General features: G+C 71.2%; 26 protein-coding genes and 3 pseudogenes. 18 read left to right on the top strand and 11 right to left on the bottom strand.

Annotation, left to right across the window (positions count from 1 at the left end; translation table 11 throughout):
* Positions 1 to 296 precede the first annotated feature (296 nt).
* Positions 297 to 857: a GNAT family N-acetyltransferase gene (locus ABZX67_RS18475; protein WP_355361512.1), complete on the top strand. Its 561-nt coding sequence runs from the start codon at positions 297 to 299 to the stop codon at positions 855 to 857.
* Between the two features lie 475 nt (positions 858 to 1332).
* Here ABZX67_RS18475 and ABZX67_RS18470 read toward each other — a convergent pair whose 3' ends face one another.
* Positions 1333 to 2373 carry a vWA domain-containing protein gene (locus ABZX67_RS18470; RefSeq protein ID WP_355361335.1) on the bottom strand — a complete coding sequence of 347 codons (1041 nt, stop codon included), beginning with the start codon at positions 2371 to 2373 and terminating at the stop codon, positions 1333 to 1335.
* Between the two features lie 416 nt (positions 2374 to 2789).
* Between ABZX67_RS18470 and ABZX67_RS18465 the strand changes: the two genes are divergently transcribed.
* On the top strand, positions 2790 to 3062 hold the full coding sequence (locus tag ABZX67_RS18465) for a hypothetical protein (protein ID WP_355361333.1): 273 nt from the start codon (positions 2790 to 2792) through the stop codon (positions 3060 to 3062).
* Positions 3063 to 3636: 574 nt separating this feature from the next.
* Here ABZX67_RS18465 and ABZX67_RS18460 read toward each other — a convergent pair.
* On the bottom strand, positions 3637 to 4176 hold the full coding sequence (locus tag ABZX67_RS18460; protein ID WP_355361331.1) for a hypothetical protein: 540 nt from the start codon (positions 4174 to 4176) through the stop codon (positions 3637 to 3639).
* A gap of 206 nt (positions 4177 to 4382) precedes the next feature.
* On the opposite strand from ABZX67_RS18460, the pseudogene ABZX67_RS18455 reads away from it, so the two are divergent.
* A pseudogene (locus ABZX67_RS18455) lies at positions 4383 to 4581 on the top strand (transposase family protein); the annotation flags it as partial.
* 26 nt (positions 4582 to 4607) lie between these two features.
* On the top strand, positions 4608 to 4808 hold the full coding sequence (locus ABZX67_RS18450) for a hypothetical protein (RefSeq protein ID WP_355361329.1): 201 nt from the start codon (positions 4608 to 4610) through the stop codon (positions 4806 to 4808).
* Positions 4809 to 5408: 600 nt separating this feature from the next.
* On the opposite strand, the gene ABZX67_RS18445 is transcribed toward ABZX67_RS18450, so the two are convergent.
* Positions 5409 to 6896, bottom strand: a complete 1488-nt coding sequence (locus tag ABZX67_RS18445; protein WP_355361327.1) for a PE-PGRS family protein — start codon at positions 6894 to 6896, stop codon at positions 5409 to 5411.
* Positions 6897 to 7200: 304 nt separating this feature from the next.
* Here ABZX67_RS18445 and ABZX67_RS18440 point away from each other — a divergent pair.
* Together ABZX67_RS18440 and ABZX67_RS18435 are read left to right on the top strand one after the other, a co-directional pair.
* A pseudogene (locus ABZX67_RS18440) lies at positions 7201 to 7329 on the top strand (AAA family ATPase); the annotation flags it as partial.
* Between the two features lie 83 nt (positions 7330 to 7412).
* A complete protein-coding gene (locus tag ABZX67_RS18435; protein WP_355361325.1) occupies positions 7413 to 8189 on the top strand; it encodes a hypothetical protein in 777 nt (258 codons plus the stop codon).
* A gap of 23 nt (positions 8190 to 8212) precedes the next feature.
* On the opposite strand, the gene ABZX67_RS18430 is transcribed toward ABZX67_RS18435, so the two are convergent.
* Entirely contained in the window at positions 8213 to 8380 is a 168-nt protein-coding gene (locus tag ABZX67_RS18430; protein WP_355361323.1) for a DUF6207 family protein, read from the bottom strand.
* 835 nt (positions 8381 to 9215) lie between these two features.
* On the bottom strand, positions 9216 to 9602 hold the full coding sequence (locus ABZX67_RS18425; protein ID WP_355361321.1) for a hypothetical protein: 387 nt from the start codon (positions 9600 to 9602) through the stop codon (positions 9216 to 9218).
* Between the two features lie 686 nt (positions 9603 to 10288).
* Between ABZX67_RS18425 and ABZX67_RS18420 the strand changes: the two genes are divergently transcribed.
* Positions 10289 to 10891, top strand: coding sequence for a hypothetical protein (locus ABZX67_RS18420; RefSeq protein ID WP_355361319.1), 603 nt, complete (start codon positions 10289 to 10291; stop codon positions 10889 to 10891).
* Positions 10892 to 10950: 59 nt separating this feature from the next.
* On the opposite strand, the gene ABZX67_RS18415 is transcribed toward ABZX67_RS18420, so the two are convergent.
* Positions 10951 to 11640, bottom strand: coding sequence for a hypothetical protein (locus ABZX67_RS18415; protein WP_355361317.1), 690 nt, complete (start codon positions 11638 to 11640; stop codon positions 10951 to 10953).
* 145 nt (positions 11641 to 11785) lie between these two features.
* Between ABZX67_RS18415 and ABZX67_RS18410 the strand changes: the two genes are divergently transcribed.
* Positions 11786 to 12070: a hypothetical protein gene (locus tag ABZX67_RS18410; protein ID WP_355361315.1), complete on the top strand. Its 285-nt coding sequence runs from the start codon at positions 11786 to 11788 to the stop codon at positions 12068 to 12070.
* Here ABZX67_RS18410 and ABZX67_RS18405 read toward each other — a convergent pair.
* A complete protein-coding gene (locus ABZX67_RS18405; protein WP_355361313.1) occupies positions 12058 to 12255 on the bottom strand; it encodes a hypothetical protein in 198 nt (65 codons plus the stop codon). The genes ABZX67_RS18410 and ABZX67_RS18405 overlap by 13 nt on opposite strands.
* 219 nt (positions 12256 to 12474) lie before the next feature.
* Between ABZX67_RS18405 and mobF the strand changes: the two are divergent.
* Together mobF and ABZX67_RS18395 are read left to right on the top strand one after the other, a co-directional pair.
* Positions 12475 to 14239, top strand: a pseudogene (gene mobF / locus ABZX67_RS18400) (MobF family relaxase).
* Positions 14236 to 14583: a hypothetical protein gene (locus tag ABZX67_RS18395; protein WP_355361311.1), complete on the top strand. Its 348-nt coding sequence runs from the start codon at positions 14236 to 14238 to the stop codon at positions 14581 to 14583. Before mobF ends, ABZX67_RS18395 begins: the two are co-directional and overlap by 4 nt.
* A gap of 318 nt (positions 14584 to 14901) precedes the next feature.
* On the opposite strand, the gene ABZX67_RS18390 is transcribed toward ABZX67_RS18395, so the two are convergent.
* From ABZX67_RS18390 to ABZX67_RS18380, 3 genes are all read right to left on the bottom strand, one after another.
* The gene (locus ABZX67_RS18390) at positions 14902 to 15606 is read right to left on the bottom strand and encodes a hypothetical protein (protein ID WP_355361309.1); all 705 of its coding nucleotides are present in this window, start codon (positions 15604 to 15606) and stop codon (positions 14902 to 14904) included.
* Positions 15607 to 16528: 922 nt separating this feature from the next.
* Positions 16529 to 16945, bottom strand: a complete 417-nt coding sequence (locus ABZX67_RS18385) for an ester cyclase (RefSeq protein ID WP_355361307.1) — start codon at positions 16943 to 16945, stop codon at positions 16529 to 16531.
* Positions 16946 to 17079: 134 nt separating this feature from the next.
* Entirely contained in the window at positions 17080 to 17871 is a 792-nt protein-coding gene (locus tag ABZX67_RS18380) for an MBL fold metallo-hydrolase (RefSeq protein ID WP_355361305.1), read from the bottom strand.
* Positions 17872 to 17964: 93 nt separating this feature from the next.
* Here ABZX67_RS18380 and ABZX67_RS18375 point away from each other — a divergent pair, with 93 nt between their 5' ends.
* Positions 17965 to 18573, top strand: coding sequence for an ABATE domain-containing protein (locus tag ABZX67_RS18375; RefSeq protein WP_355361303.1), 609 nt, complete (start codon positions 17965 to 17967; stop codon positions 18571 to 18573).
* Positions 18574 to 18684: 111 nt separating this feature from the next.
* On the opposite strand, the gene ABZX67_RS18370 is transcribed toward ABZX67_RS18375, so the two are convergent.
* Positions 18685 to 18858 (bottom strand): hypothetical protein, encoded by a 174-nt coding sequence (locus ABZX67_RS18370; protein WP_355361301.1) that lies wholly within the window; start codon positions 18856 to 18858, stop codon positions 18685 to 18687.
* Positions 18859 to 19496: 638 nt separating this feature from the next.
* Here ABZX67_RS18370 and ABZX67_RS18365 point away from each other — a divergent pair.
* The 7 genes from ABZX67_RS18365 to ABZX67_RS18335 all read left to right on the top strand — a co-directional run.
* On the top strand, positions 19497 to 19805 hold the full coding sequence (locus ABZX67_RS18365; protein WP_355361299.1) for a hypothetical protein: 309 nt from the start codon (positions 19497 to 19499) through the stop codon (positions 19803 to 19805).
* 692 nt (positions 19806 to 20497) lie between these two features.
* Positions 20498 to 21943, top strand: a complete 1446-nt coding sequence (locus ABZX67_RS18360; RefSeq protein WP_355361297.1) for a SpoIIE family protein phosphatase — start codon at positions 20498 to 20500, stop codon at positions 21941 to 21943.
* On the top strand, positions 21940 to 22308 hold the full coding sequence (locus ABZX67_RS18355) for an STAS domain-containing protein (protein ID WP_355361295.1): 369 nt from the start codon (positions 21940 to 21942) through the stop codon (positions 22306 to 22308). Before ABZX67_RS18360 ends, ABZX67_RS18355 begins: the two co-directional genes overlap by 4 nt.
* A 236-nt stretch (positions 22309 to 22544) precedes the next feature.
* The gene (locus ABZX67_RS18350) at positions 22545 to 22967 is read left to right on the top strand and encodes a hypothetical protein (RefSeq protein ID WP_355361293.1); all 423 of its coding nucleotides are present in this window, start codon (positions 22545 to 22547) and stop codon (positions 22965 to 22967) included.
* On the top strand, positions 22865 to 23593 hold the full coding sequence (locus ABZX67_RS18345; protein ID WP_355361510.1) for a hypothetical protein: 729 nt from the start codon (positions 22865 to 22867) through the stop codon (positions 23591 to 23593). Before ABZX67_RS18350 ends, ABZX67_RS18345 begins: the two co-directional genes overlap by 103 nt.
* A gap of 1047 nt (positions 23594 to 24640) precedes the next feature.
* Positions 24641 to 24934 carry a hypothetical protein gene (locus ABZX67_RS18340; protein WP_355361536.1) on the top strand — a complete coding sequence of 98 codons (294 nt, stop codon included), beginning with the start codon at positions 24641 to 24643 and terminating at the stop codon, positions 24932 to 24934.
* A 356-nt stretch (positions 24935 to 25290) separates the two neighbouring features.
* Positions 25291 to 26043 (top strand): squalene/phytoene synthase family protein (locus ABZX67_RS18335; protein ID WP_355361291.1); only part of this gene is annotated, 753 nt, incomplete at its 3' end.

Genomic DNA, 26043 nt, shown 5'->3' with positions numbered 1-26043 from the left:
ACGGAGCCGGTGACGGGGCCGCGTACGGCCAGCGGTCAGGCCGCGCCCGCGTGCACGCGATCGAAGGCCACGTAATACGGCGCTCGAACGTCGCCCGATCCGCTACGCGCGGTTGCGCCCGGACGTCACCGCAGCCGACGTGGCCGGATTCGGACAGGAAGCGACCCCGGCCGCCGGATCGCGCCGCGCGACGGCGCGGGCGAGGCCGGGTAGCCCCGCGCGGCATGAACACCACCAACCGGCGCCGACCGGAAAACCGGTGGCAGGCATGGCCGGCCGCTGATGAAGATCGCGGTATGTCCAACTTCCTGGAGACCGACCGGCTCGTCCTGCGCGCATTCGCAGCGGCCGACACCGACCACCTGTTCGCCCTGGACAACGACCCGGAGGTCATGCGCTTCATCAACGGTGGCCGACCCACCAGCCGCGAGGCGATCGAGACGCGGGTCCTGCCGCGGCTCGTGCACGACTATCCGTGCTGGGGGACTCGCGGTTACTGGGCCGCGCAGGAGAAGACCACCGGCACCTTCCTGGGTTGGTTCGAGTTCCGGCCGTTGCAAGAGCGCAGCCCCGCCGTGGTCGAACTCGGTTACCGGTTGAACCAGGCGGCGTGGGGACGCGGCTACGCCACTGAAGGGTCTCGGGCTCTGATCCACAAGGGCTTCACGGACATGGAGGTCGAGCGGGTCACAGCGAACACGATGGCCGTCAACACCCGGTCCCGCCGCGTCATGGAGAAGTCTGGGCTGTCCTTCGTCCGGAACTTCACCGGGGACTGGCCGGAGGCGATCGAGGGCTCCGAGCACGGTGAAGTCGAGTACGAACTCACCCGGACCGCGTGGGAACATCTGCATTAGAGGCCCCGGGAATACGAAGTCATCCTGCCGCTCCACGCCACTTCCGCCCGAAGTGGCCGACGCGGGCGGGAGGAAACAGGCGGCCCGCCGCCAGCGCTTGTCACGGCTTCGTCGATACGGCTGCGCCTGGCCGGGTCACCGCCGTCGGCCCCGAGCGCCAGATCATCGCCGTGACCGACGCCGACGGTGATGGCGAGCTCGGCTACGACGCGCCTCTCCACGCCCTCGGCAGCCACATCGCCGATCACGCTGCCCCCGGTGCGGCCAAGCACGCCCTCGATGTCGTCGGCAGACCCTCCACGCGGCGCCTGCGCGAGCGCCTGGACGCGCCCTGTGGCCCAGTCGGCCGCTTGGTTGTCGGCGGTGGTCTCGGACTTCTTGGCTTCGGCTGGGTTGTCTGCCTGGCCTTGCCTTGCTTATTCCCACGTGGAGGAAAGAGCTGTACTGGTCCTGGAGCCGGTGGGGCTCCGCGGTGTCAGTTCATCAGAAGAAGCCGTGTGTTGGGTACGAGTTTCCGGTTGACGCTTGTGCTTTGCACGAAGATCGTGAAGTCGTCGTTGTGGTCGGGCTTGATGCGCACTTCCATGTCGGGCAGGCCGAGAAGGACCCGGGCTTCCGGCCCCGTGTACACGCGATCCGTTTTCTTCTCCAGCACGGCGATCTGCTTCCGTGCCTGGATCTTTTCCGACTTGCTGAGCTGATAGAAGGCACCACCGGTGCGGTAGGTGTGCCCGCTTTCGATGACCCACTCCCGGATCCCCGCTGCGCGAGCTACCGGTATCAGCTGGTACTGGGAGGGATCCACCGGTGTGAGACCGGCTGCCTTGATGGTCTCCCTGTTCACCGCGTCCGCGCCCGTGGAGAACACCGCCCGCGATCCCCGGATGCCCTTGGTGCGGCCCACCATGAACTTCTCGGTGGCCTCCTGGATGACCTGCCCCGCCTCCTCCAGCCCCTGTGTGCTCGTGGCGTCCCAGATGGCGATGTTGTCCTTGGGGAACCCGTACTGCATGGCCTCCCGCTTGCCCATTTGGTCCGGCACGAGAACAGCCAGCGTCCAGTTGTCGTCCTGCGTCTCGATCATCTCGGCCACGGCCTGCACCAGTTCACGCTGATCGCGGGAAGGGGCATCCGGACAGCGATGACTCGCGTTCTCCTGGCCGTCGGTCAGGACGAACGTCAAAAAGCTGTGGTCTCCATACAGCTGAGCGGTCTGCGCCAGCTCCCGCTGTGACTTGAGCGTGGCCGCCAGCAGCGCCGTCATTCCACCGACCCGGTACAGCTGCTTCAAAGACGGCATCCGCAGCACGTCCTTGTCGTATATGACGCACTCCACCTTCTGTGCGAAGACGTACACGGTGACGCGGGTTTCCTGGTCCAGCTCCTGCGACCGGCGGGCCAGATAGGCGATCTGCTGGTCGGCCACTTCGATGACCTTGCGGCTCAGGTGTGACATGGACGAACTGGCATCCAGCACAAGAGCAACGTGATTGATGTAGTTCTGCTTTCCGGACATGACTGCTCCCCCTCTTTCGACCTGATGCTGTGATCGTCTCACCCACCACTGACAATGATCTCGGATCGGGGCCGGGGGGCTGACCGCAGGGCAGGAGCGAGCCTGCGGACAACCCCAGTTGCCCGGGGCGCTCGGCTGTCCCGGCGCTGTGCGCGTCGTACGGTGCGCGCCGCACGCCCCGGCGGCCTGGCCCGGGTGCTTCTGGTCCACCTGACCGTAGTCCTGTGCCGTGGCCCGCCGTTGTCAGCCCACCCACCGGCCTCGCCCCACTGCTCGCCCTTCGACGGGGTCCGGCAGGGCGTCGGTGCCCTGCCGTTGTGCCGCCGGGCAGCGACGGCCGTGACGCGCCAGGCGGCGCGGTCGTTGTCGGCGACGTACACGTCGTGCCGGTACACCGGCACCTTCCCTGATACGCCGTGGCCGCAGCCGCTTTCGTGGTCTGCGCTGCCACCGCGGCGGGCGCTACCTCGGTCATCGGCTTCGGCAACAGCGCGCACGACAACCAGTGTGTCAACCAGGGCTCCACGCACACCGCGAGCCCCGCGCGGCATACCGCTGGAGGTCTGGTCGCGGGGGTGCTCGCGTTGTCCTTGAGTGCCCCGGCCAACCAATGCGGTGACCTGGGGCTGCCCAAGGGGGACAAAGCCGACCAGCCTGCGGAGAACCTTCACGTCGACGTCGCCGAGTGAGCGCCCGGCGCCGTGGTGTGAACCCCACCGCAAGCCGTACCGGTCACCGTCAAGGCACCAACGGGCCGCAGAGGGCTACCGGCACCTGCTGATGCCCATCCGGCTCGCCGCCATGGCAGCGATGTCCAGGACCACGAGCCCGGGCTCGGTGATGTGCTGCTCAGCGGTCTCCATATCCCAGCCGACGGCTCGGCCCGGTCGGCCGGTTCGCTGAGCGCGGGGAGGCAGCCCTGTGCGAGGGACTCGGGCCGCCGCCTCACGCGGCGCCGGTCGCGCAGGCCGTGGCCCGGCCGTAGACAGGCAGAGGGGGTGCGCTTCGATGACGGGACCGGGCGGGATGCGGCGCCCCTCCTTTGCCGGATTCCGGCGGTGCGGCAGCACCGAAGCGATCACCGGCCCCTGCTCCGGCCAGCTCCTCCTGGGTGGCCACGAGGCGCGCACGAACGTCTCCACCCCATCGGCCGCACGGCGCCGCTGCGTCCTGCAACTGCCTGCCTCGTTGGCGGGAGCCTCCCCGAGACCGACGCCGGTTGGCGCGCATCGTCCGCGTAGGGGCTCCAGAAAGATCACCAAGTCAGTGGCAAGAGCCCTTGTTGAAGGTCGGGTGGGAGCGGTAGAGGGCGAGCATGCCCGGGCCGGGAGGGGGGCGGCCGCTCCTCGGCGCCCGGAAAGACTTCGGGGGCTGCCCATCCAGGGTTAGCGTGATGCGGACGCAGTACCGGGCGAGGCCGTGAGCCGCCGAGGTCTTGCGCAGTGCGATGCCCGAGCTCGCCGCGCGCCCACTGGACGGCGAGGCGGCCGGGGCGGTGATCGCGTGACGGCCGAGCTGAGCGGCGTCGACCTCGCGCGCCAGGCCCTGCTCGCCGCCCGGAGGCGGCGAGGAAGAGCTGCGCCGGCCGCACGGCGAAGCCGAAGCGGCGCACGGGAACGGCCGTACGGCGTGATGGCCACGAGCCTTTCGGCTCGGCGCGGCGCTCACGATGATGACGACCGAGCGCGGCAGGGTCGCCCCGGCCGCCAGCGGCAGCGTCCTCGCGCGGTTCGAGGCCGTCCTCGCCGCCGTCGCACCCGAGCTCGCCGGGCACGTCCAGGAGGTGAAGTGCGACGCGGACACCGGCCGCCTGGACGTCGCCCCCGACGCCCCGGCGTACGGCACGAAGCTCCGCTGGACCGCGCTTGGGCTGATCGAAGCGGCCAACGAGCAGGTGCCCGGCGCGAGCGTGCGTACCCTGCACGTCCTGCCGCCGGCCCCTGGGAAGACCGGTCCCGCCACGGCGGCCGCCGTCCCGAACCCGCAGCGGCGTCCGAGCCGTCCTCGAAGCCCCGTTCACCGGCCTGAGGCCGCGCGCCTTCGGCAAGTTGGTGACCGCGCTGCGTCGCCAGGGGCCGGCTCCCCTGGTCGGGGTCGGCCATGGAAGCCGCCGTTGGAGGACCGCGTGCTGCTGGTCGCCGCGTACTGGCGGGCGAACTTGACGATGCGGCAACTGGCCCCGCTGTCGGGGTGTCGGAGTTGGCCGCTCGGGGTCGGTGCCACTGTCGGGTCCGGTGAGGTCCACCCGGATCGGCCAGCCCGGGGCGGCGATGCCCGGCCCGGCCGGTGCGGCGGTCTTCTCGGCGTCGGCGAGCGCGCGGCAGACGGAGGTGACGGAGGGGTGCTGCCCGGCGTTCTTCCCGGTCTTGACGGTCACCTTCTTGGCGATCTCTGGGTTTCACGACCAGCTCCTCCAGAGCACGGAGACCGAGTAGCAAGCAAGATCAGCCTCTCCCTCGAACGCCGCGACCGGTTTTGACCGCCCCGAGCCGAAGAACTGCTGCGCCTCTGCGCGGCGGAGCACAGCGGCGGGCCGCCGGGGTTTTGGGTACGCGGTGACGGCGAAGGGTGTCGGATCGGCGCCCCAGCGAACCGGGCCGTCGGTACCGACGCCGGACGCAGCATCCGGGTCCTGGCGTCCGCGCCGCGCCAGCGCCCCGTACGGTCGAGCTCGTCTGGACGGGCGCACCGCCGCCTGCGGCCATGTCACCGCGGTCATCCTGATCGACCACGACACCGGCGTCCTGCCGGTCGTCGGTTATCGCGTACGCCGACGCCTGATTCAGCGGGCAGGCCCACCGGTGCCGAGTGCCGGTTGTGCCTTGCCGGCCAGGCATCCCCGTGTCAACGCCCCCGCGGGCGTTGGGCCGTACCCGCTAGCCGGGTGCGGGCGCACACCGGGGTCGCCTGCGGGGTGGACAGCGCGCCGCCGTCGGTGTTCGGTGGGCGCTTATCCCACCTGCTGCGCGGCCCCGTGCCCGCTGCTCGGCAGCTCGCCGGGGGTGAAATCAACGCGGTCATGGGGTGGCTGCGCTTCAGCGACTAGAGGTGGCCCCTTCCGCCCGTTCCGCCAGCAGGTCGACCATCCGGCGCATCACCGGCACGGGCAGTGCGGGATTCGTCGCCGCGTCGCCGGCGGTCTTCGGGTCGCGTAGCAGCCGGAGCAGGACGTCCTGTGGGAGGGCGGGGTGCCGGGCTGCGAGGGCCCGCACGGAGGAGTTCGGGTCGTGGAGCAGGCGTACTGCCGCCGCGGGCGCGAGGCGCGGGTCCTGCGCCACGTCCTGCCGTACCTCTGCGGACTCGTCCTGGCTGAGCTCCTCGACTAGTTCGGGAGTGGACTGCGGGTCGCTCAGGGCGAGTCGGCGGAGCCTCGGGTTCGGGTCGCCGGCGTAACAGAGCAGTCCGGCGCGTGGGAAGTTCGGATGCGTGCGCGGACGTCCGGGGAAGGTGAAGCTGCCGTCCCACCAGTGCCAGACCTCCAGGAGCATCTCCGGGGGCGCGTCGTCGCAGGACTCGGCGAGGAAGAGCCGTACGACCCGGTCCTCGTCCCGTGCGAGGCGTTCGACGACATCGGGCGGCAGGTGCCGGGCGCGGGCCACACTGCTGCGTATGTACGGATGGCGGGAGGCGGCGAGTCGACGCATGGCCTCCGGGTCGTGGTGGAGCGCGGCGACCCAGGGCAGGACTATGGGGCGCCCGTCGCTGGGATGGAGGGCGAGGCGTATGGCAGCGCGCTGTTCCTCCGTCAGGTCGGCCCGTACGGCGACGCTGTGCCGGACCTCGTCCTCCGGGTCCTGGGCGAGGACGGCGACGGCCGCCGGGTCGAGACGGGGGTTCACCGCCAGCCTCTCCCGGACCTCGGGGTCCTCGTGCGCCGTGAGGCGTGCTGCCAGTTCCGGCGCCAGACAGCAGGTGTCCAAGGCCTTGCCGGCCGTGCCGCCGAGCTCCTCGAACGTGGCCTCGTCCAGCGGGTGGTCCTGGTGGTGGCGCAGCAGGGCGGCGGTACGGACGCGCTCGTCCGGGTCGGTGAGCAGCCGGTTCCGTAGGGGCGGAGGCAGGTGGGGCCAGGCCGGTTCGCAGGCGGCGGCCCGTACGGCGGGGACGGGGTCGGCGGCGAGCGCATCGAGCAGGGATGCGGGCAGTCCGGGAAGCCGGGCGGCCTCGGCGCGGACCAGTGGAGAGGCGTCGGAGGCCAGCGCCTCGTACTCAGCGGCGGTCAGCAGTACGTCGGCACGCGCCAGCCACTCCATGAACAGCGCTCGCCGTGCAGCGCTCCTCTCCGCCAGGAGGAGCCGGAGCCACTGCTCGGCCGTCAACTCCTGCCTCGCCTCGACGACTCGGCCGCGCACCTGCGCGTCTGGATGGTCGACCGCGGCGTCGAGGACGGCCGGCGGCAGGTCCTTGCGCCACAGGAAGCCGGGTTCGGCGTCGAGCAACCGGATCAGCAGTTCCTCGGGCGCCGCCCGGTTGTAGCCCAGACAGTGCCAGCCGTGGACCGGCTTTCCTACGTCGTCGAGTGTCATGGGCGCCATCCTGCCCCAGCCACGGCCGGCTGAGATGGGGGCTCATGGGCTGGTCATGGTGGTGGGCGAGGATGGCGCCGGCGCGCGCGGGCAACGGGCGTCAGCACCGGACTACCACGCGGGTGCGGGGACGTACGGCACGAAGGTGAGACTGATCACCGCACGCATCGTGGCCGCAGCGAACCGACCGTCGGCACCTACGGCAGCTTCCGGTGCTCTCACCGGCGCGGCCCCTGCGCCGCACCGCGGTGGCAGCTCGTTGCCGCTGGTCACACCGTGCGCCCCTTCCACATGCTGGCCCGCCGACCCCCGGCTCTGCGCGGCCATCGTCGACCGCCTCACCTTCAACGGCACCATCATCGAGACCGGCACCGACTCCTACCGCCTCGCCTGCACGCGAGCCCGAGCGGAGGAATCGGCCAAGGCCGGCTGACCGCGACAGACTCAGGGCCGACCACCCGCCCCATCCAGGCGACGGGCCGTCGGCCGGAGACGCTCCAGTAGGCTGCGCTGGCCATGGATACGAACGCCGAACCCGAGCAGACCCGGCACACCACAAACGCTGCTGGTCCGCCGATCCGGCAGCTGTTCCGGGACGTCATCGCCGACCGCATGCAGGGCCCCAGGCCGCCCCAGGCCGCGATGCTGTTCGACGGCGAGGTCGACCCTTGCTGGGACGACCGGAGCTTCCTCGGCGACTTCTACAGCGAGATCCTTCACCAGGACACCTGCCAGTCGGCCACCGCTGACGGCCTCGCCCTGGTCACGGCCCTCGCAGTCGACGACCGCATTCCCGCCCGACACCGGTTCCAAGCCGTCGACCTGCTGTTCAGGGCTGCCACTGTCGCTGAGCGCCATCTTGCCGAGACCTGGCCGGCCACCCCGCAGCATGCCGATCCCGACAGCGAGGCCCGGGCCCGCAGCGCGGTCCAGGCTCACGTTCCAGCTCTGCTGGCCCGCTGGTCGGCCGAATGCCCAGCGGTTCGCCTCGCCCTCGCCGGACTCGCCGTGGTCTTCCCGACGGACCGCACCCTGCCCGCCTTGACACCGCGCCTGCAAACCTTCACGCACCAGCACACCCATGGCACCGACATCGGCGATTACGTGCGGTTCGTCCTCGTCCTGGCCACCCAGAACGACGACCAGATCCTCACGGCGACGGAGAAGCTCGCTGACGCCTACTGGACAGGAACAGCGCGCGGAGTGCCAGCCCGGTCACGAGCCCTCCACCTCCTCGGCCAGATGCTGACGAAGGTCGGAATCGGACTCACCCGAGCACCCGCCGGGCAGTGACGCACCGCGCGTCGCTCGCGCTGCTATTTCTCGTGAACATTGACCGGCCTCAAGATCCGCAACTGCTGCCCAAACTGGCGGACAAACGCTGCCCCTAGAAGTGAACGAAGCCAGACGGTCTCCTCGTCGGCGGCGGTGACGTCCAGGACCACGAGCCCCGGTTCGGCGATGTGCTGCGCATCGATCTCCATGCCCCTGTTGACGGCTCCACCCGGCCGGCCGGTTCGATGGTTGTGGGGAGACAACCCGTACGAGGGACTCGACCCGCCGACTCGCCCCGCGCGGTCGCGAGGACCAGGGTCAGGCCGTACACAGGAAAGGGGCAGCCGTGCTCCGCTGACAGGACCAGGCCGGCTGCACCCCGCCCTTTGACGGGGAGCCGTGCCGCCCCCGAGCTCGGCACGGCTCCCCACCACGAGAACTTGGTGGTGGGAAGCCCGCCCGCGGAGCCGACGCACCCAGCCGAGAACGTAGTGGACATGGGGCCAGCTCGCGCCGTGACCTGCCGAGATGGCCGCCGCGTCCAGAAGCTTGACGGTCCGCTCGCGCAGCGCCCGGCGAGGGGGCCGACCGCCTGCGGCAGGACGGGAACGCGGTCAGCAGGGCCCAGAGTGCGCGTACAGGTCGACATAGCCGGGTGCCAGGTGCGGCCCGCGGGCGAGGCCGCGCAGCCGCGGTCGTACGGGCCAGGTAAGCGCCTGCGATGCAGAAGCGCCCGACGTCCCTTGGGCCACCGCCTGATCGGTGGTGGCCCAAGGTGATCGAAAAACACCGTTCGCTCGGGGGCGCCAGCTGGGGCCGCGTCTGCGCCTGGGTAACCGCCCGGCGAGCGCGGGCGGCACGGCGCCGTTCAGCGTCCATGCCAGCATGTGCGCGGTATTCCGGGTGTGCGCCCACACGGCAAGAGGGTGGGGTCGCGCCGGTGTCACCGCTGCCGCTGCGACCGCTGTTGGCTGTCCTGCCCGGCACGAGTCGGGCCCGCGCCGCGCTCGACGGCCGCCCCACCGCCCACCCGAGTTCCGCGGTTTAGGCCTTGCCGAACTTCGGCACCGTGCACTTCTTCTCCGTGCCCTTAACCAGGCAGACCCTCAGGGACACCGGGGTCTCCTCCGCGATGTTGCCCGTCACGATGTCGCAGTAAGGGGAGCTTTCACCGCGTGTGGTGGCGATGCGGTCCGCGTCGAAAGAGAACGGCGAAACGGCGTTGATGTCGAGTTCGGCCTGTACGCCCCAGCCATCTGCCGCCCTGTCGCACGCCATCACGCTGTCTCCAGGCGTGTCGCGCGCCGGGTCAGGGTCGGCGGTGAAGGAGCCGTAGCCCGCCGGCTCCCAGTCCGACACGTAGATGCTTGTGGACGCGTAGGCCTGACTCTGAGTACCTATCACGAGCACAGCGGCGCCCATCGTGGCCATGAGCGCCCTGCTCACCCGATGTGTACGGAGCTTCATACAGTCCCCCATATGGTCGAGGAGGGGCGGCATCATGCTGCCCTCCATATGGCCTTGGTCGTTACGGTTCGGAGCTCAAAGCCCCCGGGGCGGCGAAACAGTACGACAATCACGCTCTCATGATCAAGAGGCGCTAGCGGACTAAGGCGTAGGTGGCCCAGGCGCAGCCGAGCCAGGCCCGTACGCGGGGGATCGAGGGATTTGAACGCCGACTCACCCCATGCTCGTCGCGCGGATCGATGCCCTGCCGTAAACAGGAAGGGGCAGCCGCGCTTCGATGACAGGACCGCGCCGGTTGCCCCCCTTGTCGGGACCCCTGCCGCCGACGGTGCTGCTGCGAGGGGCTGCAAGGTGTGCAGACCTCTTGACGCTGATCAGCCAGCGGGCGGATGGTGGCCGTTCGCGTCACGCTCCACCCCGGCTCTTCAAGCTTCGTGTCGAGCGGCCCGGTTCTCCGGCCGCGAGCCCAAGTACCCACGCGACGAAGCCCCGTTGCCGACAGGTCCCGACGTGGTCGCGCGGACCGCGTCTACAGGGGTCACCTGATAGGTGATTACGCCCTGAGGCCGCCGAGTCTGCGGCATCGTCGTCTCCGGCGTCCCGTTACCGGGTGCGCGCGGGCAAGCAGGTGGAGCGGCTGGAGGAGCGGCATGGGTGAGCGGGAGATGTGGACGACCGACGAGTTCGGCGCCTCGCACGAGGGCGTCGGTGTCCTTCTGGCCGGCGGTGCCGTCCCGGCCCCCGTCCTCTTCGACACGGGCTCCGGTGGGGGCGGGCAGTCGGTCGCCCAGTGGAGCGTCTACGACGGCCGGATCACGCGCGGGCCGCGTGCGGCCGCGCTGCGCGCGGTGTGCTCGTGCGGCTGGACCGGCACGGAGCAGACCCTGGACTGGGACGAGGTCGGCGAGCAGGAGCTGGCGGAGGCGGGAGCGGGTGCGGCAGACGCGTGCCTGGTGGACTGGGATGCGCACACCGCCGAAGTGGAGGCCTCGGCTGTGGCCTTGCCGGAGGCGGTCACCTCGTTGCTGTCCCAGCTGGAGGAGGAGATCGAGAAGTTGGCGAAGATGTCCCCTTTGGCGGCCCTGCGGGCAGCCCGGCGTCTGGAGGTGACCGCCGTACGGCTGGGCTACTGGCCGGCTCGCGATGCCCTGCAGGAGACGACGCCGGACCGGGCCGCTGCCGCCCTTGGGCTGAACGAGGACGCGGCACGGATGCTGCTGGCCCGCTTCGGCCGCTTCAGCCCCTACCTCTGAACACCTGCTCGTAGGTCAGGCACCAACCAGCGCCAAGCAGACGGGAGGGAGGGCGCCGACTACGAGGCGGCGATGCCCTTGAAGCCGGATCCGAGCCCGCGCCGCTTGCCACGTGACGCGGCGCCGGGCCGGGTGGTGAGGGCTGCGGCCACCGCCTGGGCGGTCTGCGGGGTGAGGCCGGCGCTGACCTGGCCGGAGGTCAGGACCCGCGCGTACGCGCCGCTGCCATGCGTGCGAGGTGCGTCGGCGAGCGCGGCGGCCGCGGTCTCCGCCGGTCCCGCGCCCCAGCTGTCATCGGCCTGCTGCGACTGACGGGGGAGTGCGTCACCTCGGCTGAGCAGTACGGCCAGGGCCTGCGCCTCGGGTGCGTCCGGCGTGACCGTGACGAGCGCGGCCCCGAGCTGGTGGACACGGTGCCGGGTCAGACCGTGAGCGGCGAGCGCCTGGCGCAGCGCGGCGCTTGTTCCGGCTGTAGCTCTGCCGCCGACGGCCTCGCTTGGCCCGGCTGCGGCCTGTTCGGCGCGCTCGATGATGGCGGCCGCGGCGATCGGCACGACGGAGAGGATCTCCGCGCACTCGGGGTCGAGCTGGGCGAGCGCACCTGCCAGGACCTCGAGGGCGGCGGCCGTGTCCTCGACCGCGCTGGCGCTCCACCGTGTCGGGTCGGCGGCGTCGGCGAGCGTGCACGCCGCGACGACGGCTTCCTCCGCCAGCGCTTCCACCCGGCCCGGCTCGGTTGTCAGCTTCATGTCCCGTCCAACGAGATGTGGTCGCGCAAGGTCGTGCGCGTTGATCACATGATGGCGTTCACGGGGCGCGGCCTTGACCGCCGCCCCGGCGCGCGGGGCGGTCGTGGCGCTACTGTGCGCAACTGACTCGACAGGGGAGGCCGCGATGACGTTACGGTTTGTCGGGATGGACCCGAACACCGTCGGTGAGGGGTCACCGACGGTGTGGGTGGAGGAGGAGACCGCGGACCTGGTGCTCCAGGGCGAGGAGGCCGACGAGCTTCTCAAGGCCCTGGTTGGCGGCACGCAGTGGGTGCCCGGCCATAAGACCGGGATCCCTCCGCAGGAGCGGGTGATCCGTATCCTGGCCCGCATGGTGGCGATGCTGAGGGAGGCGTGCGATGTCGGTGGTTGTCGCGCAGTATTCGCACGGTGCGGTCAGCTCTCGTAGCGGGCGTGCATCATGTCTGCCCATTCCTGGGCCCGCGCCATGTCGCTGACGCAGCTCTCGCAGTGGGGCAGGTAGTCGGTCCGGGTGGGGTACGGCGTGTTTGAGCGGACTTCGACGGTCGTGCGCAGCGTGAGAGGGCGGCGGCACAGCGGGCAGAGGTCTCCGTGGAGCAGTTCCGTATTCATGCGGCGGACTGTGCACACGTCGGCGGCTTACCGTCTCGGGCTGAGTAGACGGCCCGCCTGGCGGGCGCTGCGGTAAAGATCTGGTGATGGCCTCCCGCCCGGCGGGAAGGACCCCGGATCGCACTTTTCCGCAGGTCAGCGCCGGGGCTCCATGGGTCGATGATCAGCATGTCGCCAGTTCGCCCGGGGGCCGGGTGGCGCTACCTGTTCCGTGGCGTGATGGTCGGTGACGGCCACCGTGCCGCAGGCACGTCGCTGCGCGCCGCCCAGGACGAAGCCGGTGTCCCGCCCGGCGTGTGGAAGGGCCGGGGCCTGGCCGCGCTCGGTCTCAAGGACGGGCACGTGGTGAGCGAGCGACAGGCCGAGCTGCTCCTGGGGGGAGGGCCGGCAGCGGACGCCGACCGGATCGAGCGCGAGCTCCTGGCGCAGGGCAAGAGCCCGGCGCAGGCGAGGCGGGCGACCGTGCTGGGCAGGCCCATCGAGCACAACCAGTCGCCCAAGACCGACAAGGCCAAGGAGCGCACCCCCTGGCTGGCCTTCGACCTGGTCTTCCGGCCCCCGCCGACGGCCCACCTCGCGTGGGCCCTGATGGACGACGAGCACCGCCGGGTGCTGAAGCTGTGCGACGACGTCGCCCGCGACAAGACCCTGGCGTGGATAGAGGAGTCGGTCGCACAGATCCGCTCGAAGGCCGGCGGTAAGCAGCGGGCCCGGGTCAAGGACGGGCTGATCGTCGCGGTCTTCCGGCACTACGAGTCCAGAGCCACGGAATCGAGGCCACTTCTTCACGCTCACGCGGTCGTGTCGATCCGCGCCCGGCGGCCTGACGAGGCGGGGACGTGGGGCAACTTGTCGGCGGACTCGCTGATGGCCCACATCGTCGCGGCCGACACCCTCTACACCCTGTACTTCATGGAAGAGGTGTCCGCCCGGCTCGGGTGGGCGTGGGAGCCGCGCGAAGTGACGCCCGGCCGCCGGCCCGTGATGGACATCGCAGGCATCGACCGGCGGCTCATCTGCTGGCAGTCGACCCGCCGCCAGCAGATCGAGGACGCACTGCCCGTCCTGACCGCCAGGTACAAGGAACGGCAGGGGCACGCGCCGGGGGAGCGGGCCGCCTACGCGCTGGCCTGCAAGGCCGCCGACCAGACCCGCCTGCCCAAGCGCACCGAGCTGCTGTCGCTGACCGAGCTGCGGACGCGGTGGCGCACCTTAGCGATCCGGGCGTTCGGGGCCTGCACCATCTACCGGCTCGCCGAGCGGGCGCGGGCGGCGGCCGCGGCGGTGTGGGCGCGGGTGCGGCCGGTGGTCGACATCGCGCTGGCGGCCGTCGACGTCGTCGCCGTGGTGTACGTGATGCGCGGCGCCTTCGCGTGCCACCACCTGCTCGCCGAAGCCCGCCGCCACCTCTCTTACGTCCTGCGCGGCCGACCCCACCAGCCGGGCCTGGACGAACAGATCGTGCAGACGGTCGTCGACGACTACACCCGCCCGGCGAGCCGGCGGATGATGACCGCCGACCTGCGCGCCCTGTACCCGCGCGACACCGAGGACCAGGCCGTGCTGCGCCCGCTGACCCGCAAGCGGACCGCCACGCCGTACGAGCGGGCCCGGCTCGCCGCTGACCGCCCTGGCCGCCCGGGTCCACGCGGTGCGTCGTGCGGAGCGACTGGGCTTCCGTATCCGGTCGCGCACCGTCGCCGTGCCCGCCGCCTCGAGGTCGCATCCGCGGCCGTTTCGCACCGGCCCGAAGGACGGCCGCCTCCTGGGGCCGGAGACCGGCGTCGACATGGTCGAACAGACGCGCCAGACCTTGGAAGCCGCCGCCGCGCAGGTGGCCGCCACGCTCCAGGACAGTCGGCGGGCGCGCGAAGTCGCCCACGGCCCCCGACCGCAGCCCGCCCCGGCGACGGCCCCGCCGCCGCACACGCAGCAGCCCGGCACCCAGCACACGCCGGGCCGGACCACAGGAGGAGTCACGTGAACACCCCGGAAGAATGCCCCAACCCCGACGAAGCCCTCGCCCGCGCCCGCGCGGCCCGCGCGAAGATGGCCGCCGCGCTCAACGAGGACCAGGAGCCCGAGCCCGACGAGCCCCTGGGGTGGCAGCCGATCTGGAAGCGGCCCCGGAAGCCGAAGTCGAAGGCCGCGAAGAAGGCGGAACTGCGCAAGCAGCGGAAGCGACTCCAGGACGCCGGGAAGCGCCGACTCGCCGCCGCACAGTCGCGCCGGCCCCGCTCCCGGCAGAACCGGATCGGCAACGCGGCCGCGCGCCGCGACGCGCGTGCCCTGTCCCGGGTGCGGCACTCCACCGCATGGCTGCGGTGACGATGCCGGACACCGTCCACCGGGTGGAGCCCACGATGTTCTGCATCCAGTGAGATGCACGACATCGGGTGGGCTCCACCCGATGGGCTCCACCGAGTGGACTCCACTCCGGTGCGCCGGATGACGATCGACACCACCGTGGTGCGCACCGCGATGGTGCGCCACCGCACCCGGTGCACCGCCCCGCCCGGCCGATGCCCGGCACTCGCGCGCGCCGGTGGGCCGCACTCGATGTTCCGCACCGCACTGGTGCGCCCACTGCCGACCGTCCCCTCGATCAGGTGCGGCTGGAGGCGCGCGACCCCTTGTCCAGCTCCGCTACACCCCCTTGTCCAGGTCTGCTACCGAGGACGTTTCCCCTTGCCACAGCATGTTTCGGCTGGCGATCAGGTCGCGGTCAAGGGGGTGTGTGATAGAGGAGCCCGCCCGGCTGCGGCGCGCGCCTGGTGCGGTGCGGCGATGCCGGTGGAGTGCATCACGATGGGTGGTGTGGTGCGGCGCGCGGCGGTGGCGCGGGTTCGATGCGCGCCGCACCGCACCACCGCTCTTCCGGCGGCGCCCTACGCGATGGTCAGGCGCACCGGAAGGCGAGCCGGCCGGTGCGGGGTGCGCATCGAGGGCCTGGCCCACGCCGACGGCCTCCAACTGGCGCAGGGTGTCGGCGACGTCCTCGTGGTCCTCGGTGAGGAACTGCGCGGTGAAGTCGATGACCGCGCGGGCGATGCCCTCCGCCGTGTCCGGCCCGGCCTGCGCCCAGATCCGCAGCGAGGTCACGAAGACCCGCCCGAGGGCCTCCAGGGCGAAGGTGTCCTCGCACGGCTCGCCCGCGTCCGGGCCGGGCAGCGCGGTGACCGGGACGACGATCCGCGTCGCGGCGTCGACGAGCAGCTCGGGCATCCGCGGTTCGGCGCCGGCGAACTCGCGGGCGGCGTCGACGTCGTCGGCCTGGACGGCCAGGAGGTAGTTGAAAGCGCTGATGGCCGCGTGGGGGGTCATCGGGGCGAGCGGCGTGGTGCCGGGCATGTCGGCTCCTCAACGTACGGGCCGCCCCGCTGATCGTGGCGGCCTCGAACCCGATGCTCGGCGTGCGGCCCTGTGGACAGAGTCCGGCCGGGAGGGGGAAGAACTCTCCCTCCTCCCGGCTGATGCGACGGCCAGCGATAGTTGGCGGTTGGCCACTGATAGTTGGCGAGTGACGCTGCGTAGACGGTCAGATCGCGTCGCTTGTGATCACGTGTGCAGATCCACGCTTTGCGGGGACGCGATTACCGCAAACGCAGGCAGACCTTTGCCGGTTGGACACTGCGACCGGAGGAATGGGGCGTGATCCGCGAGGGCCTCCCACGCACCACAAGACGCCCTGATGAACAGCTCCGCAGCTGCTCACCCGCCTTCACCTGGTCGCTCGTAACCGGAAGCGAATGGCGTCTGGCTCCCAGCCTCCGGACCGAAGGACCAAACCGCGAACAGGCGATCACCACACGCAGCCCCCAGTACTGGATCATGACGCAGCTCAGAAGCCCGACGCTGCACTTCTACAAGCTGCTCAGAGAATCCCTCACGCGATACGCCGGCCAGCTGGCGGCGGCCGACAGCGCCGACTGCTAGCGGCCTGTTGAGATTCCCCGCCAGTGGCCACTTGACGCCCCGTCAAGTGGCCACGGCGTTGCTCGCACACAGTAGTCGGAAATGGGGTGCCTGATGCGGTCGGCCTTGTTCTCGTATAGCTGCGGCGAACGGACATGTAGCGCTGTGTGATTGCCCGGGTGCTCGTTACGGCCAGGGCGGTGCCCGACCCGCGCAGCCCGCAGGGCGATGCGGCATCGGCCAGAAGGTGACGCCGCGGTTCTCGGTGTGGGCAGTCGGAGCGTTTCGCTCCAGGCGCGCGCCGTCGGTGTGCGGCGGTGGAGGGGCGCAGGGCGTGGCCCTGTCGAGGCCCGTGTCGTCAGGCGGCGGAGCCGGCCGTGAGCTGGTCCATGATGTCGGCCAGGTTGTAGTGGGCCCGCTTCTCGATGATCTTCCCGTCCTTGAACGTGAACAGGTTGAACATGGAAAAACGTACGTGCGCTCCGCGTGGGGGGATGCCGTAGTAGTCGCCGCCCTGGTCTCCTTCGACCACGACGTAGGCGCCGACCTTGTCGGCTTCGGCGACGGTGTCGAGGACCGTCAGGCGGACGTCGGAAAAGGCGTCGACGTGCTTCTTCTCCGCGTTGATGAACCCTGCGGCACCGGGCCGGGGGCTGTCGATCTGAGGGTAGAAGAGGAAGTCCGGGTGGAACATGCCGGTGAGCGTGTCGTAGTCGCCCTGCTGAAGGGCCTGGTAGAAGCGGTGCACGAGGCCGACGTTGGTTCCGGTGGACATGTGATCGGGTCCTTCTCTGTCGTTCTGGCACGGCGCAGGGGACGCCGCGAGGGGTTGCTCCCAGGGTCGGGGCTCGGCGTGTGGGGAGCCCCGCCCCTGGCACGAGGTCTCGGTTCCTAAGCTGCGGTCCGGGCTCAGGCGCGCTGCGCCCAGTCCTGGTCCAGGCGGTCGGTCAGGCCCGCGGCGGCGAAGGCTGCCCCCAGCTCGTCGCGGCCCTCGGTGAAGTGGGCCCAGCTGTCGTGGTGGACCGGGACGACACGGCGGGCGTCAAGAATCCGGGTGGCCTCGGCCGCCTGGGCGCTGTCCAGGACGATCAGGTTGCCATCGAAGACCATGGGGAAACGGGGGGCGCCGGCGAACAGGAGGGCGGTGTCGATCGGGGCGAAGCGCTCGGCGATCTCCCTGACCGCGTCGAGCGAGGCGTTGTCGCCGCTGACGTAGACCGTCGGCAGTCCCTCCCCCGTCAGGACGAAGCCGACGACCTGGCCGGCGAAGGGCTCGACCTCCTCACGCGCGCCGGGGCCGTGGATGGCAGGGACCCCGGTCACAGTGATGGTGCCGCCGCCCGGACGCTCCAGCTCGATCGACTCCCAGTCGGCCAGGCCCTTGGCCTTCGCCTCGAGGCGCTCGCCGCCGCCGGGGGTGGTGAGGGTGAGGGGAATGTCGGCGAGCAGGGCGCGGCCGGAGGTGTCGAGGTTGTCGGCGTGCTCGTCGTGGGAGAGCAGGACCACGTCGATGGGGCCGAGCTCGGCGGGTGTGGTGGTGGAGGGGGCGGTCTTGGACAGGGTCGGGCCACCGGGCGAGGCGTAGTCGCCGGGGCCGTCGAAGGTCGGGTCGGTCAGAAAGCGCAGGCCGCCGTACTCGAACAGGGCGGTCGGACCGCCGAACGTGCGGACCGGGAACTGGCTGTCGTTGAGCTGGGACATCACGACTCCGTTTCTCACGAAAAAAACCTGCGGTTAACGTGATCCCAGGCTAGGCAGGCATCACGGAAAAATGCAAGCGCTACCATGAGAGGTATGGATGACACCCTGGCCACCGACGTGGCACCGACCGCTCTGCCCCCGGCACCGGGTGCCGACCGGTACCGCTCCCTGGACTTCGCCGACACCGCCGCCACCCTGCCCGCCAGCCAGAGCTACGACCTGCTCGCAGCCCCGGAATCCGCCATGCGCTGGCTCGCCGCCCACGACCTGACCACCCCGGACGTGCAGCTGTACGAGGTGTGCGCACAGCGGATGCGCACGCTGCGCGCCCACATCCGCGCCCTGTTCGCCGCCCGCGTCGACACCACCACGCCGCCCGAGGAATCCCTGCGCGCGGTGAACGAGGCCCTCACGGCCGTGCCCACCGCCCCCCTCCTCGCCTGGGACGGGGCCCGGGGGCTGCGCCGCATCCAGGCGCACCCCACCGACCAGGCCGTCAACCACGCACTGGCGACCCTCGCCGCCGACGCCGCCGACCTGCTCACCGGTCCCGACGCCGACATCCTCGCCGCCTGCGGATCAGCCCCCTGCGACCGGTTCCTCCTGCGCACCCACGGCCGGCGCCACTGGTGCTCCACACGCTGCGGCGACCGTGCCCGCGCCGCCCGCGCCTACGCCCGGCGCAGCGGCGCCTCGGACTGACGCACCACCCCCAGGGCCCTCCTGCGGACCGCCCGGCGGCCACGCGAAACACCTCCAGCAGGCTGCTTCCGGTTGCCAACCGACAGCCGGGCACTTGATCACTGAAGATCACTACTTTGACTCCGCCGCCGCGCGGGCGGCGAGTCCGTCGAGCAGATCCAGCACGACCTGATCATCCCCACCGGCAAGCGCAAGGGCCAGAACCCCTCCGTCACCAGCATCTACCGGGCGCTCGCCGACCACGCCAAGCGCGAGGCATATCCCGAAGCCGTCGAACAGGCCCACGCCGACTTCACCGCCATGAACAACGGAGCGATCACCGAGCCGCGTACTCAAGCAGAAGCCCTCAGATCACACTGAGCTACCTGTCCCCTCGCCCCGCATGGCCGCTGTCAGCCGACCTCTGACCCCAGTGACGGGAACGGCGATGGGCTCGCCAACTATCGTCGACCAAACTTGCCAACTACGTTCGACCACACACTCGTCACCTTCGGGATTCCTCCGGTTGTCCGCCAACTATCGGCAGCCGTCACACGGCTGATCACGATGCGGTCACGACAGAGAGGTTCTTCAAGACCGGCGTCACACGAGAGCGGAAAACCGGACCTATAGAAGGTGAATGGCGGGATCAGCCCGCCCCCACCTCCCAGGAGCGCCCTGTGGCGAGCACCGCAGACGAGCCCGAGCAGACCCCGGACACGGCTCCGGAAACCCCTCCGTGGCCCCCTCCATCACCCCCTCCGCGCCCCGTCGCCAGGGCCCGGGCGTTCCCGCAGGTCAGGCCCGGCGGACAGGGGGGCGCCGCAGGTCCGACAAACCCTCATGCCCAAAGGCGTCCTACTCACAGGAAGAACTCGACAGAGCCCAGGCGGAGGGAACTTCTGCAAGTGCTGGGGATCTTCCAGAGGGCGACGCCCGATCGGTTGTGGAAACTGACCCGTCCGGACAACCGGCACGACAAGCTCGTACGGGACAACCTCCTGGATCTTCAGGACCACCGCCTGGTGAGGATCGAGACGGTCCGGGAGGACCAGCGGCAGGTGTGGGTGCTGACCAAGCGAGGCCACGGCGAGGCGAAGAAGCTGCTGGAGCCGAGGGGCATACGCGTCTCGGCGCTGCGCGAGGCCGGCACCATCGGTGCCCGCAGCACGCCGGGAGGCGGCCGGTGCTTCCACTGCGACGGGACCGGGCTCGCCCGACCCTTGTGGGAGCCGGCTGCCGGGCACGCTTGAGCGGCTCGCAAGAAGAACGCCCGCGCCCCGGGCCGCCCTTCCGGGCGGCGTGGGGCGCGGGCGGGCGGAAGGAAGCCGGAGGCTTACGCCGGTACGGGCGCAGGTTCCGGGCGCAGCGACGCGAGCGGAGAGCGTCGGCCCTTCTCCACGGTGCGCAGCTGCCCCCAGTCGGCCTCGGGGTGGGCGGGCATGACCGCGTCGACGGAGGCCGTGGTGTAGAGCGCGACGTCGACGGCCCGGCCCGGCTGGTTGCCGAAGCGGACCTCGATCGACTGCGGGGCGCGGACTCAGCCGAGCCGCACCATCCAGTCGAACTCAACCCTGCGCACCCCAAGCCGAGCGGCGGCCTGCTCGGGCCCGAGCAGGGGTGTCGGGGGGGCGACCAGGTTCGCCAGGTCCTCGGGGCGGCAGGCCTGGTCGTCTTGACCGGGGTGGTGCAGCGTCCCTGCCCGGGTTCGCGCTCAGGTCGACCAGCAGGCTGCGGTCGACGAACCGTCGGGCCGCGAAGGCCGTCACGTTTCGCCTTTCCGTGATTACTGCGCTCAGCTGCGGGCTGTTTCCGCGAAGCTTGCCGTCGGGTCGGGTGCGCTGAGGCGTTTGGGTACAGTGCTGGGGATGCTGGCTGCCTGGTCGGCGTCTTCCTGGGGGGGATGAGCGAGACGAGGGTTATGCCGGAGCAAGCGAGCCCGCCTGTGATAGCACCGAAGAAACCTCTGGCCGCGTCGGCCGAGGCGGCGCGGATGGCGGCGGTGCGCCGTTACGACATTCTCGACACTCCTCCGGACGGCGCCTACGACCGGGTCGCAGCGCTGGCCGCGCGTCTGTTCGAGGTTCCGGTGGCGACGGTGACGATCGTGGACGAGGACCGGATCTGGTTCAAGGCCGCGCACGGCCTGGAAGGTGTGAGCGAGATCGGCCGGGATCCGGGCCTGTGCGCCTCGGCGGTCCTGACGGATGACACCACTGTCATCCCCGACACCCTGCTGGACCCGGTCGCCTGCTCCAACCCGCTGGTCGCCGGCCCGATGGGGGTGCGGTTCTACGCCGCCGCTCCGATCATCACCGCCGACGGGTATCGGCTGGGCACGGTCAACGTCCTCGATACCCGCCCCCGCGAGATCAGCGAGGCGGATTCGGCCACGCTCGCGGACCTGGCGGCGGTCGTGCGTGACCAGCTGGAGCTGCGGCTGTCGGCGTTGCACGCGGTGCGCGCCGAGCAGGAGCGCCGCAAGGTCGAGCAGGAGAAGCGCCAGGCGGAGGAAGAGGCCCGGCAGCGGGCGGAGCGGGACAAGGCGGCCATCGCCGCGTTCGCCTCCACCCTGCAGCGCACCCTGGTGCCTCCCGCGTTGCCCGCGGTACCCGGGCTGGAGCTGGCCTGCCACTACAAGACCGCCTCCCCGCAGGAAGTGGGCGGCGACTTCTACGACGTCTTCCCCATCGGCGGGGACCGGTGGGCGTTCTTCCTGGGCGATGTGTGCGGCAAGGGCGCCGAAGCCGCCTCGGTCACCTCACTGACCCGCTACACGCTGCGGGCCGCAGCCCTCGTCGACGCGGACCCGACGGCCGCGCTGAATGCCCTGAACACGGCGCTGCTGCTGGACGCGGCGGTTGGTACCCGCTTCTGCACTGCCATCTTCGGCCTGCTCGATCCCGCCCGGGATGGCGGTTTCACGGTCACGCTGGCCACCGGCGGCCATCCGCCCGCCTACCACCTAAGCCCCACCGAGGAAGGCGGTGTACGGGTGGAGGCGGTCCGCGCCGAGGGCGGCATGCTGGTCGGCGCGATCGCCGAAGCCACCTTCGCCTCACGCACCCTGCACCTGGCGCCCGGCCAGGGCCTGCTGCTCTACACCGACGGGCTGACCGAGGCCCGCACCGCCGATGGCCACATGCTCGCCGACACGGGCCTGACCGACTTCCTCGCCCGGCGGCCGGCGCCGGTCAGGGCCGGCTCCCTGATCGACGACACCGTCGTGCTCCTGGACACCCTCCCCGACACTGAACGCGACGACGTTGCCCTGCTGGCTCTGTCCGTCCCCCCACCCGATGTCGCTCCCGCGGGCATCACCACTACCGCCCACAGCGCCGCCGCCCCGACCGCCGACGCCTCCGTCGGGCAGGAGAACCGACGCCCATGACCGACACATTCCACATCGACGTCCCGCACACCGACGGCACCCTGGCCGTGATCGCACTGTCCGGTGAATTCGACATCACCGCCGCCCCTGCCGTGCGGACCCGCGCCCTGGAACTCCTTGAGAACGGCCACCCCGACCTAGTCGCCGACCTGGCGGGCGTCACCTTCTGCGACTCCTCAGGGCTGGGCGCCCTCGTCGGCATCTGGCGCTGCGCCAAGGACGCCCACGGCTCGCTGACCCTGGCGGCCATCCCCGGCCGGCTGAGCCGCCTGCTCAGCGTCACCGGGATGGACACCTTCCTGCCCATCTTTCCCAGCGCCGACGCCGCGCTTGCCGCACGCCAAAGCAACCGCACCACCGCCTGAAACCTCTCGCTCGCCAGGTCGGCGCCAACAGCTGGCTAGCACTGCACGGCCCGGCCTTTCCTCCCGCAGGGCACGGGGGCATGGCCAAGCGCGCGCCGCGACCAACGTACTGGTCGCGACGCGCGCTCATCCGCTCCGCCAGGCGCTACACGTCGGGCCGCGGCGTATGCGGCAGGGCGCGGCCGGCGCTCGGCCGGTGGCCGCGCGCGACAGACCACGGGGAGGGAGCGCAGCTGATGGCGGGCAAGCGTGAGGAGAACCCGGCGGGGTCGTCGAACAACCTGCGCGGTGACGTGCTGCGCGTGCTCGGGGTGGTGAAGGTCGCGACGGTCGAACAGATCCAGCAGATCGCGGCTCCGCACCTGAGCTACCGCCACACCGACAAGCCGACGCCGTCGAAGCGGAAGCAGGCTCGCACTGCCTCGCATACCGGGGCGCTGTCCGATCTGCGCAAGCACGGCCTGGCGGAGAACGGCGGGCAGATCCCGGGCGGGGACAGGCTGCGCAACGGCACTTTCCCGACCTCGTACGCGCGGCCACGCAGCTACCACACAGCCTGGTCCTCGACGGCGAGCTCGTCGTGTGGTCGCAGGGACGGCTCTCCTTCGAGGCGCTGCAGCACCGCGCCTCCGCCGGCGCCCGCACGGTGGACCAGCTAGCGAACACCCTGCCCGCCCACTTCATCGCCTTCGACGTCCTCCAGCTCGAGGGCCGCGAACTGCTCACCGCGCCGACGAGCACCGCCGCGCTCTGTTTGCCCCCGCCGTCCACCCGCAGCACGCTCGGGCCTCTCCGCCGTGCGTCCGCGCTACGTTTCGCCTCGTGCCGGGGTCGCGCCCCCGCGGCTTGTTCGTACGGCTGTTGGCCTGGGTCGTCGTACGCCCGACGCGGCTCCGCCGCTGCGCGCCTGTTTGCCGTTGTCCGTTGCGTTCGGGATGGTCGTCCAGGCGCCGTTCAGGCGTTGCGCCGTCTCCACCGCGCGTCGGGGTCGTGCCGTGCTGCCGACTGCCCGCTGCGACGTCGGGGTCCGCCCGCCGCCTTGCCGACCGTCGTGTGGGCCTCCGCGCGTGCTTCGTGCCGGGGCCGCGCTGCCGTGCCCGCCTGCGTCGCCGCTCCGCGCTCGCCCCGCTGCTCCGCTCGCCGCCTCCGCGCGCTCGTGCGCCGCTTGGTGGGCCTCCGTCGCCGGGGGTCGGGCTTGTCTCGCCGGTCGCCTTCCCCTGGGCTGCTGGCCCGGCCGCTTCGCTTCGCCTCGCGCCGGTCTCGCTGTCCCGCGCCCACCGAGTGACTGTCGCTCGCCGTGCGGTCGCGCGCTCGCGCGCCGTTCCGTCGCCGCCCGCCCGGGGCCCGTTCACCGCGCTCCGCTGTGCGTTCGGGCTGGTCGTCCAGCCGCCGCCCGCCGTACATCGGCGTTCGCGAGCTGCTCCGGTGTCCGTCCGCCAGCCGCTCCGCGCCCGGCGCCGCTGCTCCGCTCGCCGCCTCCGCCCGCTCGCCGCGCTTTGCCCCCTTCGTTGCCCGTTCCGCGTTCCGCGCCGGTCGCTCCGTGCGGGGGTAGCGTCGCCGTATGGACGGCCGCGTGTTCGGGCCGGCGCGTCAGTCCCGTTCCCGCGTCGCCGTTGTTCACCGCCGGGGCGGGCTCCGGTGCGTGCTTGGGCCGCGTCGGTTGTCCGCCTTCTGCGCGTGCGCCGGGCTGCTGCCTCTCCCCGCCCGCTGTCCGCCGGGGCCGCGCCGTGCGCGGACCGCCGGCGTAGCCCAGCGCCTCTAGCAACCCGGCGCCGCGCTGTGGTGCGCGGCAGGACCATCCCCCGGGGCATACGCTTGCAGGCACCCCACCCCGTAGTCGGGGCCACTGAAGGTTGATGGGTGATCGCCTGAGATGCTGGCGGCATGACCGCTCCCTTCCTTGTCGGCAGCATCGTCCTGGCCGGTGTCCTCACCGTGGCCGTGTGGGTCTGCATCAAGTTCGTGCAGGCTTGCCGGGAGCGGCGCGCCTGAACCTCGAACGGTCGCCATGCTCCCAGCTCCACCACTTCCCGCTGTGCCCCCGGACTATCGCCCCTGGCCTCCAGGGCCGTAGCCGTTCCACGTCTCGCCGCCCGCCCCCCCTTGGTTGCTGGGTTGCTGGTCCAGCCGCTCCGCTTCGCTCCGTGCCGGGGGCGTCGTACCCGCTGCCTCCGCCGACGGGGCCCCGTGCCCACGGGCCTCGGGTCCGGCCAGGCCGGCCGTCGCCCGGTCTTCCGCCGCTCCGTGCCGTACCCGCTCCGTCGTACCGTGCCTGACGAACATCCGGCTTGACTGGCTCTGCGTCGGTTACCCAAGGCAAAGGAGATGGCGGATGCCGGCCCTACAGAATGAGCAGGCTGTCCGAGGAGCGGCAGAACGTGTCGTCGAGCTGGCGCTCACGGATGACATGGCTTACCACGACTCCTTGCCGTATGAAGTGCAGATCGAGATGAGCACGCCGCTCGTCATGGTCGCTGAGGCGCTGGGGGAGGGATGTGAACTGGTCGAGTTGCAGCAACGCGTGAGTATTTTGCTCAGTGCGGCTGCCCAGGTGACGTCACAGGTGCCTGAGGAGCTTCGGGTGCTGCTGGAGGATCTGCGTTTCGCCGGTCGTCAACGGCGATGATGCGCTGGAGCAGGGGCGCTGGGTCGAAGGTGTGGGGTGCGGCCGCTCCGTGCCGCCGCGCGCCCGGGCCTTCGGTTCTGGAGCCGGGGGAGTGGGAGATTATCCGCGTTTCGTTGCGGTACGAGCGGCTGGCCTCAGGTTCGTAGAAGTCGGTGTGGATCGAGGACTTCGGCAGCTTGTCCTCGGCGGCCAGGTCGTCGTCGGAGGCGTCGTGGACGTACAGCTCGGCAGCGGTCTTTGGCAGTTTCTCCGCGAACGCCGGCGGCTCATCCAGGTTTCCGGTCGGCCGTAGCGAGCGTCTCGCCCGGAGTGTCCCACCCCCTAGGCTCACAGCCGACGGACGACAGGAGATCGGCATGTGGAAGCGGGCCCTCGACCGGGCCGGGGTCGGCGAACCCCGGCTGCGACGGGACTACACGGAGCAGCGGCGGGCGGTTCGGCGGTATCGGCCCGCCGAGTACGCGGCGGCGCGGTTGCTGCTGCCCGCCGGGCTGCTGCCGCACGTCGTGGCCGCCGTCGCCTTCATGCACGAGACGGACGACCGGATCGACCGGGGTGCTGACGACGAGCGGGCGGGCGCGCTCGCGGAGTGGGACGGGCTCGTACGGAAGGCGTTCGCGGAAGGCGACTCGGGGCTGCCGGTGCTGCGTTGCCTGACACGCACCGCCGAGCGGCACCCGGACGTGCGCGGGCACGTGGAGGAGTTCCTGCGGGGGTGCGCGCGCGAGGCGGCGTGGCGGACCATCGCGGACGACGAGGAGCTGGAGCGGTACGTACGGGAGTACTCCCTGCCCGGGCTGATGCTCACGGCCTGTCTGCTCGCCCCCGCGGAGCCGCCCGCGCGGGAGGCGTTCACCGCCCACTGCCATGTGCTCATCCGCGCCATGCAGCGCCTGGACTTCCTGGAGGACCTGGCCGAGGACGTGCGCGCGGGCCGGCCCGGCGTCCCGGCCGACGCGGTGGCGCGCCACGGCGCGGACCTGACGCGGCCCGGTCCCGAGCTGGGCCGGCTCGTCGAGGAGTCGGTGAAGGTGAAGTGCCCGGAGCCGGTCACCTTCAGCCAGCGCTTCCAGCCGTCGAGGCGCGGCCAGCTCTCCACCCAGGAGCTC

The sequence above is a fragment of the Streptomyces sp. NPDC003036 genome, assembly GCF_040611175.1.
Lineage (GTDB): Bacteria > Actinomycetota > Actinomycetes > Streptomycetales > Streptomycetaceae > Streptomyces.
This window is presented reverse-complemented; position numbering and strand designations above follow the sequence as displayed.

Coding starts and splice junctions, on each gene's coding strand:
- ABZX67_RS18475 (WP_355361512.1), top strand. CDS start 297: ATGTCCAACTTCCTGGAGACCGACCGGCTCGTCCTGCGCGCATTCGCA.
- ABZX67_RS18470 (WP_355361335.1), bottom strand. CDS start 2,373: ATGTCCGGAAAGCAGAACTACATCAATCACGTTGCTCTTGTGCTGGAT.
- ABZX67_RS18445 (WP_355361327.1), bottom strand. CDS start 6,896: ATGACACTCGACGACGTAGGAAAGCCGGTCCACGGCTGGCACTGTCTG.
- ABZX67_RS18435 (WP_355361325.1), top strand. CDS start 7,413: ATGGATACGAACGCCGAACCCGAGCAGACCCGGCACACCACAAACGCT.
- ABZX67_RS18430 (WP_355361323.1), bottom strand. CDS start 8,380: ATGGAGATCGATGCGCAGCACATCGCCGAACCGGGGCTCGTGGTCCTG.
- ABZX67_RS18425 (WP_355361321.1), bottom strand. CDS start 9,602: ATGGCCACGATGGGCGCCGCTGTGCTCGTGATAGGTACTCAGAGTCAG.
- ABZX67_RS18420 (WP_355361319.1), top strand. CDS start 10,289: ATGGGTGAGCGGGAGATGTGGACGACCGACGAGTTCGGCGCCTCGCAC.
- ABZX67_RS18415 (WP_355361317.1), bottom strand. CDS start 11,640: ATGAAGCTGACAACCGAGCCGGGCCGGGTGGAAGCGCTGGCGGAGGAA.
- ABZX67_RS18410 (WP_355361315.1), top strand. CDS start 11,786: ATGACGTTACGGTTTGTCGGGATGGACCCGAACACCGTCGGTGAGGGG.
- ABZX67_RS18405 (WP_355361313.1), bottom strand. CDS start 12,255: ATGAATACGGAACTGCTCCACGGAGACCTCTGCCCGCTGTGCCGCCGC.
- ABZX67_RS18390 (WP_355361309.1), bottom strand. CDS start 15,606: ATGCCCGGCACCACGCCGCTCGCCCCGATGACCCCCCACGCGGCCATC.
- ABZX67_RS18385 (WP_355361307.1), bottom strand. CDS start 16,945: ATGTCCACCGGAACCAACGTCGGCCTCGTGCACCGCTTCTACCAGGCC.
- ABZX67_RS18380 (WP_355361305.1), bottom strand. CDS start 17,871: ATGTCCCAGCTCAACGACAGCCAGTTCCCGGTCCGCACGTTCGGCGGT.
- ABZX67_RS18375 (WP_355361303.1), top strand. CDS start 17,965: ATGGATGACACCCTGGCCACCGACGTGGCACCGACCGCTCTGCCCCCG.
- ABZX67_RS18355 (WP_355361295.1), top strand. CDS start 21,940: ATGACCGACACATTCCACATCGACGTCCCGCACACCGACGGCACCCTG.
- ABZX67_RS18350 (WP_355361293.1), top strand. CDS start 22,545: ATGGCGGGCAAGCGTGAGGAGAACCCGGCGGGGTCGTCGAACAACCTG.
- ABZX67_RS18340 (WP_355361536.1), top strand. CDS start 24,641: ATGCCGGCCCTACAGAATGAGCAGGCTGTCCGAGGAGCGGCAGAACGT.